This window comes from Aerococcus viridans, assembly GCF_002871935.1.
In the GTDB taxonomy this organism is placed as follows: domain Bacteria; phylum Bacillota; class Bacilli; order Lactobacillales; family Aerococcaceae; genus Aerococcus; species Aerococcus viridans_B.
This window is the reverse complement of sequence record NZ_PNHQ01000008.1, coordinates 45,154-57,027: the sequence shown is the minus strand read 5'-3', so window position 1 is coordinate 57,027 and position 11,874 is coordinate 45,154. Positions and strand designations below refer to the sequence as shown.

At 39.2% G+C, this 11,874-nt stretch carries 13 protein-coding genes; 8 read left to right on the top strand and 5 right to left on the bottom strand.

Features of this window, described 5'->3' with window-relative positions; all coding sequences use genetic code 11:
* Positions 1 to 18: 18 nt before the first annotated feature.
* Complete coding sequence (gene holB, locus CJ191_RS04500; protein WP_102199104.1) at positions 19 to 1,032, top strand: DNA polymerase III subunit delta'; 1,014 nt, start codon at positions 19 to 21, stop codon at positions 1,030 to 1,032.
* A 159-nt stretch (positions 1,033 to 1,191) separates the two neighbouring features.
* Positions 1,192 to 2,118 (top strand): helix-turn-helix domain-containing protein, encoded by a 927-nt coding sequence (locus tag CJ191_RS04495; RefSeq protein WP_102199103.1) that lies wholly within the window; start codon positions 1,192 to 1,194, stop codon positions 2,116 to 2,118.
* A 36-nt stretch (positions 2,119 to 2,154) separates the two neighbouring features.
* Here CJ191_RS04495 and CJ191_RS04490 read toward each other — a convergent pair whose 3' ends face one another.
* The 3 genes from CJ191_RS04490 to CJ191_RS04480 form a co-directional block, all read right to left on the bottom strand.
* A complete protein-coding gene (locus CJ191_RS04490) occupies positions 2,155 to 2,670 on the bottom strand; it encodes a biotin transporter BioY (protein ID WP_102199102.1) in 516 nt (171 codons plus the stop codon).
* A gap of 122 nt (positions 2,671 to 2,792) precedes the next feature.
* The gene (locus CJ191_RS04485; RefSeq protein WP_102199101.1) at positions 2,793 to 3,794 is read right to left on the bottom strand and encodes a biotin--[acetyl-CoA-carboxylase] ligase; all 1,002 of its coding nucleotides are present in this window, start codon (positions 3,792 to 3,794) and stop codon (positions 2,793 to 2,795) included.
* A gap of 180 nt (positions 3,795 to 3,974) precedes the next feature.
* Positions 3,975 to 4,874 carry a GNAT family N-acetyltransferase gene (locus tag CJ191_RS04480; RefSeq protein ID WP_070467235.1) on the bottom strand — a complete coding sequence of 300 codons (900 nt, stop codon included), beginning with the start codon at positions 4,872 to 4,874 and terminating at the stop codon, positions 3,975 to 3,977.
* 353 nt (positions 4,875 to 5,227) lie between these two features.
* On the opposite strand from CJ191_RS04480, the gene CJ191_RS04475 reads away from it, so the two are divergent.
* From CJ191_RS04475 to mscL, 6 genes are all read left to right on the top strand, one after another.
* On the top strand, positions 5,228 to 5,623 hold the full coding sequence (locus CJ191_RS04475; RefSeq protein ID WP_102199100.1) for an initiation-control protein YabA: 396 nt from the start codon (positions 5,228 to 5,230) through the stop codon (positions 5,621 to 5,623).
* A complete protein-coding gene (locus tag CJ191_RS04470) occupies positions 5,623 to 6,381 on the top strand; it encodes a tRNA1(Val) (adenine(37)-N6)-methyltransferase (protein WP_070467231.1) in 759 nt (252 codons plus the stop codon). The genes CJ191_RS04475 and CJ191_RS04470 overlap by 1 nt, the downstream gene beginning before the upstream one ends.
* Positions 6,371 to 6,751: a GIY-YIG nuclease family protein gene (locus CJ191_RS04465; RefSeq protein WP_070467230.1), complete on the top strand. Its 381-nt coding sequence runs from the start codon at positions 6,371 to 6,373 to the stop codon at positions 6,749 to 6,751. Before CJ191_RS04470 ends, CJ191_RS04465 begins: the two co-directional genes overlap by 11 nt.
* 4 nt (positions 6,752 to 6,755) lie before the next feature.
* Positions 6,756 to 7,652: a 16S rRNA (cytidine(1402)-2'-O)-methyltransferase gene (gene rsmI / locus CJ191_RS04460; RefSeq protein ID WP_102199099.1), complete on the top strand. Its 897-nt coding sequence runs from the start codon at positions 6,756 to 6,758 to the stop codon at positions 7,650 to 7,652.
* An 8-nt stretch (positions 7,653 to 7,660) separates the two neighbouring features.
* Positions 7,661 to 8,698: a YdcF family protein gene (locus CJ191_RS04455; protein ID WP_070467226.1), complete on the top strand. Its 1,038-nt coding sequence runs from the start codon at positions 7,661 to 7,663 to the stop codon at positions 8,696 to 8,698.
* 134 nt (positions 8,699 to 8,832) lie between these two features.
* Entirely contained in the window at positions 8,833 to 9,234 is a 402-nt protein-coding gene (mscL, locus tag CJ191_RS04450) for a large conductance mechanosensitive channel protein MscL (protein ID WP_102199098.1), read from the top strand.
* A gap of 401 nt (positions 9,235 to 9,635) precedes the next feature.
* Here mscL and CJ191_RS04445 read toward each other — a convergent pair whose 3' ends face one another.
* Both CJ191_RS04445 and CJ191_RS04440 read right to left on the bottom strand, forming a co-directional pair.
* Positions 9,636 to 10,739, bottom strand: a complete 1,104-nt coding sequence (locus CJ191_RS04445) for an NAD(P)/FAD-dependent oxidoreductase (protein ID WP_070467222.1) — start codon at positions 10,737 to 10,739, stop codon at positions 9,636 to 9,638.
* A gap of 29 nt (positions 10,740 to 10,768) precedes the next feature.
* Complete coding sequence (locus CJ191_RS04440; RefSeq protein WP_070467221.1) at positions 10,769 to 11,836, bottom strand: YIP1 family protein; 1,068 nt, start codon at positions 11,834 to 11,836, stop codon at positions 10,769 to 10,771.
* Positions 11,837 to 11,874 lie beyond the last annotated feature (38 nt).

Below are 11,874 nucleotides of genomic sequence, written 5' to 3'. Positions count from 1 at the left end.
ATTGGAAGGAGTCCATCTATGGCACATGAACATTTTGATATCGCTAGAAAACAAGCTGATTTAACCGCTATGATGGACAGGGTACTCGTCAATAATCGCCTTGGTCATGCCTATATTTTTGAAGGGATGGTCGGCGCTGGTCAAGAAGATATGGCACTTTATTTAGCAGCTTATTTAAATTGTTTAAATCCTGATAACCAAGGGATCCCTTGTGGCACTTGTAACCATTGTCGCAGGATTCTGTCTGCTGATTATCCAGATGTTTTCCATATTGAGCCAGACGGCAATACCATAAAAATTGATCAGACCAGAGATTTGAAAGAGCGGTTGTCTATGTCTTCACTTGAAGGAGACAACCAAATATTTATCATTCATGAAGCAGAGAAAATGACTGTAAATGCAGCTAATTCACTATTAAAATTCATTGAAGAACCGCATGAAAATGTCTTTATCTTCCTTTTAACCAATAATAGAGATGCTATCTTATCAACCATTGTTTCTCGTTGCCAGATGATTCATTTTCCCCAACTGAATCAGGTAAGTTTAAAAGCTTTATTTGAAGAAGCTGGGATTAAACCAAGTATGGCGACCACTTTGACTGCCTTGACCAATGATATCGACGAGGCAGTTGCCTTGGCTTGGGATGAAGATTTCCAACAACGTTTGACCTGGTCTATGCAATGGGTTGATTTAATCGTGAAAAAAGACCCTCGAGGTCTAACCATGGTAGCATCAGACTGGATGAAGGGTCCCAAGGGTAGAGCAGATATCATTCAAGCCCTTAATCTTGTAGCTTTTCATTTTCATGATTTACTCTATCTATTGCTACATGCGGATCAAGGACAAAGCAATCAAGACCAGATGGTGTTTCCTAATAATTTTGAGGCCTATCAAGGAATACTGGCTAAGATTACGGTCGAAGAAGCAACAAAAGCCCTACATTTAGTAGGGCAAGCACAACGGATGATTCAATCAAATGTGAGTGTACAATCCGCTATGGAATATATGGTGCTAGCCTATTGGAAACAATAGGCTTAAATCTTTATAAGACACCGATAATACCAAAAATAGAGATAGTTGTTAGTAAAGATAAGATCTTTTGTTTCATGATTTCGTCTCCTTTTTGTTAAAATATAGCAGAATTATACGAGAAATTTTATTTATTGTCATATATTACAAAGGAGCAACAGCGTGAACATTGGTTCAATATATAGAGATTTAAGAACGGAGCGGGGTTTAACCTTAAAGGATGCGACCACGGGAGAGATTTCTTATTCCCAACTCTCAAAGTTTGAGCGTGGTGAATCTAGTATTACAATTCATCATTTGGTGAACTTAGTTCATAACTTAGGCATATCCTTTTCAGAATTTATTGCTGCTATTGAAAAATTCGATAGCCCATATAAATTATATATTGAAGAAATTGATAGTGCCTATAAACAAGGTGATATTGATGCTTTGAAAATGATTATTCAAACCCATGAAAAGTTGTACCTTGAAACCAACCAGGTGTTATTTAGGTATAATGCTATTATGACGAAACTTTTACTCAACGATTTAACTGAGGTTGAGATTGCTGAAGCAGATAAAGAGGCTATTAGTGACTACATTTTGAATTGTTCAATCTGGACAACTTATGAAGTGATTTTATTAGGGAATTCCCTTAGAGGACTCACAATGTCTTTGCAGGACTTATTAGTCTATGAAATGGTCAAAAAACTGCCTACGCTACAAGAGACTGATGTTATCAAAAATCACTTGCTCAGCATTCTAATTAATGTGTGTTTTGACCGTTTACGGTCGGGGCGGACTGAAGAAGTGAAAGATATCGTAGCTAAAGTCCAACCTGAACTTAGCACAAATGCTTATTATTTCAAAAATAGACTCTTATTTTTAGATGGGCTTATTCAAATGATTGAAGGTCAGTCGGATGAAGGGTTAAGCAAGTGTCATAAGGCCATTCAAGTCTTTGAATTATTTGATCCACCATTCGCTAAAATGCATCGAGATGAATTAGCTTGTTATCAAACGATCTTTACTATTTCAGTATCACAAGATAGTCAGAATGGTGAAAGATCAAATTCGCATATAGTATCATCAAAAGAGCCGAGACGATAAAGTCACGGCCTTTTGATTGAATAAGTATGCTAACTTCTATAGGACTAATCGTTTTTTCAAGACTAAAGCAAGGTAAATGGCTACTATATTTTTAATGATATCAGTCGGTAGGAAGATAATCATACCTGACATAAGTGTTTGCATCCAAGTGATTGGTGAATCTAGTAAGAAGTTTAGTGCCAAGTACATATATGTTAAACCGCATAAAAATATGATGACATTCATCACAATTGCACGAATAGTTAATGCTTTCCAACCTTTTTCAAGTGCTGGATTTTGACTAGCAAAAAACATAGCCGCAATAAAACCGATGATAAAACCAAAAGAAGGGCTGTAAATAAAGGCACCTTTAAACATAAATAAAAGAATAGCGTTTAAAAGCATAGCCACTGCTGCATATTTTCTCGGTAGTAATAAACCTGTTAAAATAACGGCTAAGGTTTGTAGCGTGAAAGGAATTGCACCGAACGGTACAACAACATAGGAAGCGATGAATGTAATAACACTCATAAGTGCTGAAAGTATCCAATAGTAAGTAGATGATTTTGTCATATTGTTCTCCTTTTAATTGAGTCAACTATATTTTATTTATGGTTGACCATTTATTTTTTATATGGATGTGTGCTAAATGATCACACATCCAAAAGTTGTTGCTATAGTTAAGTTTAAGTGCGTTATTGGTCAGCGAATTGCTGACTAGAGAAAGATACTTCACCAGATACAAGGGTTCGCACTTTACCTTCTGGTGTTTCGATTGAAAGATGACCAAGATCTGTTACATCAAGGATTTTACCACGGTAGTTTTTGTGATTTTCTGTATAGTTCACCCACTGGTTTTTACCTAATAAGTGACTACGGTAATAGTCAAGGAAAGCCAGGCTAGATAAGTCATCATAGTAAGATTTAAACTTAATGACAAAGTTTGTAATTAAATCGTTCGTATTAAATGTTCCTGGTAATTGTGGTCCAAATAAGGTACCTGCAACAGTTTGATTTTCTGCATTTTCTTTGGCAAAGTCACCCGCAAGGTTAGACCCAATCCCTAGTACCAGATGAGAAATGGTCTGGCTTTCCATATCAAAAGTTGCTTCGGTTAGGATACCGACAACCTTTTTCCCTTGATAAAATAGGTCATTCACCCACTTAATCATAACATCATCAGATAAATAGCTTGATAATGTTTCTGCATAGGCTGAAGCAGAAGCAATCGTCATTGAAGCGACCAGTTCATTATTGGCACCACTTGGTGGCGTCATCACTAATGAGAAGTAAAGTCCTTGGCTAAGCGATGAATAAAAAGATCGACCGCGACGGCCACGTCCAGCTGTTTGCTCGCTCGAAATAAATAGAGCGGGTTGGTTAGGATGATCTGCTGCATGTTTACGGCCAAGGTCATTGGTTGACGTGGTAGATTCTTGGTAGTATACCTTTAATTCAGGCCAAACTTTTTGTAAGCCATGGCGAATTTGGTTAGGATCAATGGCATGATTTAGGTTTTCTAAGGCATAGCCATCTTTAGGGTGACGGATAATTCCATATCCTTCAGTTTCTAGTTGCTTTACAGCTTTCCAAATAGCGTTGCGGCTGACTTGGAAGTGGTCGGCTAATTCTGGTCCAGTATGAAAATGTCCAGGATGATCTAATAGGTAAGCCAGTAACTTTGCTTTAACTGTCATGACATATGTCCTTTCTTTTGATATAAGCATTAGATTAGCAAGTTAAACTTTCATTGTCAACTGTTATTTTTATAAGGGTGACGATATGTGCTTAAATATACACGAACCCCCCTTTATTGATATGCATTCGCTCTAGTAGATTGAAAGTTTAATACCTTTAAGGGGGACATAATACTTCTTCTATTCGTCTTCAAATGCTTCAAACTCATCAAAGTCATCAAAGTCATCAAAATTAGCATTATCAAGCATATAAGCAACTGGGTCAGCTTGATAAGTTTGGATGTCTTCAATGATAGGGGCTTCGATTTTTCGATTGAGCCCAATTTGCATACCCTGGTCTTGGTAGCCTTGTTTTACATACATATCATAAGGGGTATCGTCAGCATCAGCAGCAAGAATAACCATTTTACCTTCAGCTAGGGCTTTATTACATACCCATTGTTGGATGAGTGAACCGATTCCTTGACGCTGGTAATCATCTAAGACTTGAAAATTATCAATTTCATAGGCATGTGCTAAGCGGATAATATCTGTAATAGCGACTAATTTGTCATCGATGTAAACAGCTAGCGCAGTGGTATTATTTTCCGCTAAAAACCATGGGTAATAATTTAACTTTTGTGCTGCAAATTGGCCTGAGTCATCAATCGCTTTATCAAAAACTTGGTTGAAATTAAAGTAGTCTTGTTCAATAGAAGCATCTACTTCTTTTAAGACGAGACGGTCGCCGTAGGTATCTTTGGCTTTGGTTGTCCCTTTGAAGTCAGCTGGATCTAGCACCATCAACTTGGTTAGTGAAATTTCGTAGCCCACTTCACCGATTGAAGCGAATAGGTCTGGGGCTAGTGGTTGATTCATAGGTAGTACAAAGCTGTAGTAAGCAAGGTTTAAGTCATATGCATAATCTAGGAAATTGTCTTCTAGAATATCTAATTCTTCAGCTGTAGGGACAAAATCGAGGACGATTTTATTGTTACTATACATGCTAGGGACCTTGCGATTACCAATGAAATAGTACAATTCGGTTTCATCGTAGGTATCAGCGAGGGTAAACATATTATCAAAGGTAAAATCTTGCATGAGTGAAACTCCGTTCGTTGGAAATTTTTTGTCGATTCATTGTCTTTATTTTAGCATAGCTGAGTTTAATCGTTTAGGTAAATAAATTATACTGCTCAGGTTTAACTTGCTAGTACTTCAGCGAAATATTCTTTTTTAAGATGGCCTTAGGGTAATTAATCATCAAAAACCGAACAGGTGTGCTATAATTGACGCTAGTTGAAAATAAAGTTTTCATTTAGGTTAGCCACATCATATGGTATCATGGAGAGTGGAAAAGCGTAGATATTGCGTTTTAATGGAAATGATTGGATGCTTAAATAAGCTTTGGCTAAATAGGTATAGGATGACTAGTAGAAAGTAGGTGCGGGAACGTGGATGAACATCATGTAGCAGAAGAAATTACTGCATTGAAAAGTGAATTGCAGGGGATGATTGAAAAAATTGATGCTATCAATGAAGAATGGGACAAATTATTGATTTCCTCCCACAACTTGAAAATGGAAAATTTTTATTTACGTGAACGGGTACAAGAGTTAACGGAATTAAACGATAGTTTATCGCAAAATACTGCGAAAACAGATGAACCTGCTGGCGAGGATACACCACAGGTGATGTCAAAAGCCCGTCAAAATCTTATGAATATCTACGAAGATGGCTTCCATATTTGTAATATTTCCTACGGTCAACGCCGAGGAAATGACGAACAGTGCATGTTCTGTTTAGATATTCTGTATGGTGAGCGTGCTGGTGAGGAGAATCAAGGCTAATGGAGACATCCTTATTACGAGCAGGCGAACGGTTAGATGCCTTAATTCCACAAAATCTTGAAATTATTCAAAGTGACCTGACCTTCTCCTTTTCAGTAGACGCCATTTTATTGGCGCATTTCGCCCAAGTGTCTTCGAGTCGTGTGAAGCAGGTCATTGACTTTTGTTCGGGTAATGGGGTCATTCCTTTATTGTTATCAGCCAAAACCAACGATAAAACGCAGATTCATGGCATCGAAATCCAACCCCAAGTAGCGGATATGGCGAAACGGTCTATGGTCCACAATGACCTATCTGATAAAATTAGGATTCACCAGATGGATTTAAAAACTGTCCGCGACGTTTTTAAAAAGGATTCTGTGGATGTAGTGACTTGTAATCCACCATATTTTAAAAAATATGAAGACTCTAAGGTCAATTTACTAGATGCGAAAACCTTAGCGCGTCATGAAGTGGCCATGACAGCAGAAGATATTTTCAAGCAAGCACAATTCGTCTTACGCAATCGAGGCAAGCTATATATCGTCCATCGTCCGGAGCGGTTGAGTGAATTGATCGTACTTGGTAGCCAGTATCATTTAACATTGAAGCGGCTGCAGTTTATCTATCCTAAACCAGGTAAAGAAGCCAAAACAATTTTATTAGAATTCATGAAAGATGGTCATGATAAAGGACTTCGGGTCTTGCCACCTTTCTATACCCAAACCGTTTCTGATGAATATACACCGGAGATGAGACAGTTAATTTATGGCGAATAAGTCAGAAAAATGGCACTATTTCTACGTGCTAGCTTGCAGTGATAATACGCTTTACACAGGCTATACGACGGATCCAGATCGTCGAGAAAAGGTGCACAATCAAGGAAAGGGTGCCAAGTATACTCAAGCGAAGGGACGCAGGCCAGTACATATGGTCTATAGCAAGCCGTTTACATCAAAGTCGCGGGCGATGTCAGCAGAGTATTGGTTTAAACAGCTAACCCGCAGTCAAAAGAAAGCCTTCCTTAAAGAAAAGGGCGTCAACCAAGTTTGGCCACCAAACATGTGGACGGACCGGGTGGCTGATAGCTTAGAGGGCAGTTTACCCTTTTTACCAGAAGAAGTAGTGACGGATAAGAATGAGGAGTGAGGGCATGGTTCAGGTACAACATTCATTTACAAAACAGGAGAATGAAGGGTTTGGGACCTTGTATTTGGTGCCGACGCCGATTGGTAATTTGGAGGATATGACTTTTCGTGCAGTCAATACCTTGAAATCGGTGGATATGATTTTGGCGGAGGATACGCGAAATACGCAAAAGTTGCTCAACCATTTTGAGGTGACGACGGGGCAGATGTCCTACCACCAACACAATAGTCAGACGCGGATTCCACAAATTTTAGATTTGCTCAAAAAAGGGCAGCATTTAGCTCAGGTATCGGATGCTGGTATGCCTGCTATTTCAGATCCAGGTTTTGAATTAGCGCAAGCTGCAATCGCTGAAGGCATTCGTGTGGTGCCACTACCTGGAGCTAATGCAGCCTTGACTGGACTTATTGCGTCCGGGCTAGATACCGACCAGTTCGCATTTATTGGTTTTTTACCTCGTAAGAAATCTGAGAAAAAGGCCTTCTTAGATGACTTGGTGAATTTTCCGTATACGATGATGTTTTATGAATCACCCTACCGGTTAGTGCAAACCCTTGAGGATTTAAGAGACGCCTTTGGTCCTGACCGGCGCGCGGTTGTGGTACGGGAATTGACCAAGAAGTTTGAAGAATTTAATCGTGGCACCCTTGATGAGCTGGCGATACATTTCGCTCAAAATGGACCAATTAAAGGGGAAATTTGCTTCTACATCGCCGGTAACGATGCGCCAATAACTGAAGCGACCATGTTACAGAATGCTTCAGAAGAGATGTCCTTAAAAGAACAAGTAGACTGGTGGATGGGTCAAAAAGACTTGTCGACAAAGGATGCGATTAAACAAGTTGCTAAACAAACGGGTATCAATAAGCGGGAAGTATATGCAGCTTACCACGAAATATAGGAGGCTTTATGATTCCATATCTCATAGCGCTAACATGTTTTCTTGTTGGCATAGTTATTCTCGTTATTGCACCGCGTAATTTGGTGGATAACTTTCTATTTTTAGCGGGTTTTATTATGCTATTTTTAGCGATTTTAAACGACCCGACTTTTAATAACCATCCGCTGTTTCAACATGCCTTTTATTGGTTAGACCGCTATGTGCGGTTACTCGCACCCCTATTTACCATGATTTTTGGGATTGGAATGGTTTCCTATGCCTTAAAAGTTTACCGAGTTGAAAAGTCTAAGTTGCAGTTGACAATTGGTTTACTATTAGCTGTCTTATTGGTTGGTGGCACAGTCTTTCAATATATGGCAAGCTTCTTTTATGCCCCTTTTTCTCATCAAGAAGTGATGACAGTTTTTCAATTTGCAATGGCCTATTTCGTACTAGCTTTTGTCAATTATTTGGTGGTCACCTTGCGTCTGACCTTACTTGAGGATGAGGGCCAACAGGATTTTGTGATTATTCTAGGCGAACAACTATCTAGGGAAGGAAAGCCTTCTAGTGTTTTAGAAAGTCGTTTGGATATGGCGATAGATTATATTGAAAGGCAACGGTTCCAATATCAGACCGTCCCCCGCATTATTGTGAGTGGAACGTCAACTGGGGCGGAGTCTCATGTGAGTGAAGCACGGATTATGGCTGATTACTTGGTGGACCATGGAGTGCCACCTGAAACGATCATACTTGAAGACCAAGCACGTAATACGCATGAGAATTTCATCTATGCTAAAGGTATTATACAAGCCAATACGAAACAGTTGAAAACGACCAAGGCGGTTTTTGTTACCTCTTCATATCATTTATACCGTAGTCAACTTTATGCCAATATGGAAGGCTTATATCAAATGTCTGGTGTAGGTGCTCAGGCTATGATGATGGAGCGATTATTAAATTGGGTGCGTGAATTTGTAGCTATTATTTTCATGCACCGAAAATTACATCTAGCGGTATCTTGCTTGATGATCGCTTTAGGTATCATTAATTTCGTACATTTTTAATACAATATTATAATATTTAGCCTAAAATTGTACTTTTTTTGTATGATTTTAGGCTATTTTTTTACAAGAAAAGACCATTATGGTTTAATAACAGAGTGTGTATTAAGTATATGTTATATTAGGGAGGAAATGAAATGATTAAAGAATTCCGCGATTTTATCGCTAAAGGTAACGTTTTAGACATGGCTATCGGGGTTGTAATGGCGACTGCCTTTACTGCTATCGTGAACTCATTAGTAAGTGATATTATTATGCCATTTGTTGGATTGTTTTTGGGGTCAACAGACTTTACTTCTATCACAGTTCAATTAGGTTCAGCTGTATTAACAATAGGTAACTTCATCCAAGCAGTGATCACTTTCTTAATCATCGCATTGGTATTGTTCTTTGTGATGAAAGCAGTAGCAACATTGAAGAGCCAGTTCGATAATGAAGAAGACAGCGTTGAAGAAGACGACGAAGTAGCACTTGTGGATAGCCAAGAATTACTATTAACAGAAATCCGTGACTTACTAAAAGAACAAAACAAAAAATAAAGGATGTGACAAATGTCGCTAAGACTCGTAACAGTGGAAGGATTAGACGGAGTGATTAAAAATCACGCAGCCTAATCCTGAAGTGGCACGAGTCTGACATTTGGAGCTCGACTATAAAGGATGAGAGTGAGACCGTTAAGCTCAACAACACTGGAAGAATAGTGCCGTAGCACACAAAGTGTGAAACAAACTATTCTGAAGTGGACTTGAGCTGGTCGAACGAACTCGACTATAAAGGATGAGTGTGAGCGTCAACGCTCTGGTTACTATCCTAATGACAACTTTGAAAGCGTAGACGTTTGTCTGCGTCTTTTTTAGTGGCTAGGATTCCTTTTTAACAAGTTATACACAATATTAGAAATGAAGAAATCCCCTCTGATTTTTGTCAGAGGGGATTTTATTTATTTTATGTGGATATATTTTTCTACTGCATAGTCAGTGGGATCTAGCTGAGGTGTTTCCTGATTGATCATCCGGACAATTTCTCTAGCAATCAAAGGGCCGGTGGTTAAACCGGATGAACCCAAGCCGGATGCCAGATAAACATTTGGCCGGTCAGGCAATGAACCATAGAAGGGTGCATAGTCAGAGCTATAGGCACGGCTACCTACTTTATAGTCTGTAACTGGATAAGTTGCCAGTTCTGGGATCAGTTGATAAATTGTGGAAAAGATATCCTCTAATTGACTGGGATCTGTGGATAAGTCAAAATCTTTATCATCTTCATGGCTGGCGCCTACAAATATTTTGCCATCTAAATGGGGGATAAAGTCGCCTTCACCTTCAGGCATAATTAATGGCAATTGTTGGGTATCCCAGTCAGTTTCAATCACCGCCAATTGTCCCTTTTGTGGGCGGATATCGACTTGATATCCTAAGGGTTCAAGCACCTGACCTAACCAAGCACCAGTTGCTAAAACCACGGTATCATAGACTTCTTGGTCATTTTTCACCATAACTTTACCATCGTATAAGAAAGTTAAATCAGCCCGACAATTCACGACTTTTAGATTTTCCCCATTCGCTGCGGCAATTAAATCCTGACATAAATCATGACCATCTACTACCGCACCGCCATCCGTTTCAATGAGGTCATGTTGATAATGGAAATAAGGAAATTTATCCTGTTGATAACTTGGGGATAACTTGTTAATTTCTTGGATTAACGGTGCGCCTTCTTGGCGTTTTTCGGCAATGGTCATTAAATCATCAATTAATTTCGCCTTCTTCTTTAACAGCCAAGTTGTTTTTTGTTGATAAGCCTGACTGTTGATACCTGCGTCCGCTAAATCCTTTAATAGATCCAGATAAAAGTGCGCACCGCCATTAGCGAGACGATACCAGGGTTTGTTACGACGCTTAGAGAACCACGGACAGATAATTCCGGCAGCAGCCTTGGTTGCTTGTCCCGTTCCATCATCATATAAAGTGACCTCATGGTCTTTTGTTAAATAAAAGGCAGCGGTAGATCCAACGATCCCGCCACCTATTACTGCTATCTTCACTTAGCGAACTCCTTTACTATTTGTCGTCATTATTTGCGGCGTTGATTATTTTTTTGATTTTCCTTATGTTTTTTATCGTCTTTATCAGAGACTACATCGCGTTCTTGACGCTCTTGCATCTCCCGGTATGTCTTTCGGTTGATGATTGGTCGTTTTAACATGATGGTGTTCCACAAATTATTCAAGCGCATAGGTTCATCAGAAACCCCTGTTTTTTCTTCACTCTCGGGTGTTTGGTCTAATTCCCGAACAGGCGTTAAATCCTTATCATCATTTCCAGGTTGACCGGTTAGATAAGTGCCCAGTGTTGGGGAGTAAGTATCATCTTCACTTAAGGTTGTCTGTGCAGCGCGGTTTGAAATCCATGAATCTACCTTATCACCAACATTAAAATGGGCTACCAAGAAGTAGTGGGCAACCGCAATAACAGCCACTAACCAAACCAACCAAACAGGGAAGTTTACTTGTGCTACTTGGTAAGTGTGGATGATATAAGGTAAGGTGAAGACTAGTATACTAGCAAATATACCCGCCAATAAATATAGTATATTAAAATCTTGGTACCATTTACGGCCAAAAGACGTATGACGTTTGAAAGTTACCCAGAAGAAAAGTGCTGTAAAAATAACGAAAACTTGTAAGGGCAAACCCAGAATAGACACCGCTACAGGCATCTGAATAGCTGAGGAAAAGTCTCCCCACCAAACAAAGCCAGCGATAAACATATAAGTCGCATAAATGGTTAAGGTTAATATAATAAAAGATAAAACTGCTGGAACATACTTAGACAAGCTAAAATCATAACGCTCAACGTTTAAACGACGTAGGGTTAACTTACAATAATCTTCCCCTGACATGCCTAACACTTCTTCGGCTGAAATTTGTCTTAATTCCGCTACCTGTAATCGGTCTACTAATTTTGATAATTCTTGATAAATTGCGAGTTGCGCCGGAGCACTCGTTAAAAAATACCCTTCACAATCCTGGAAGAAGGATCGCATATCCGACGATAGCGCATTGGCTTTTTTATGTGTTTCCGCCCGCAGAGTTTGCATTTGGTCCACATCCGCATCCGTATTATATCTTCGTTGTGCCATCGTATACACTCCTCATTATTACACTTGATATATTGATT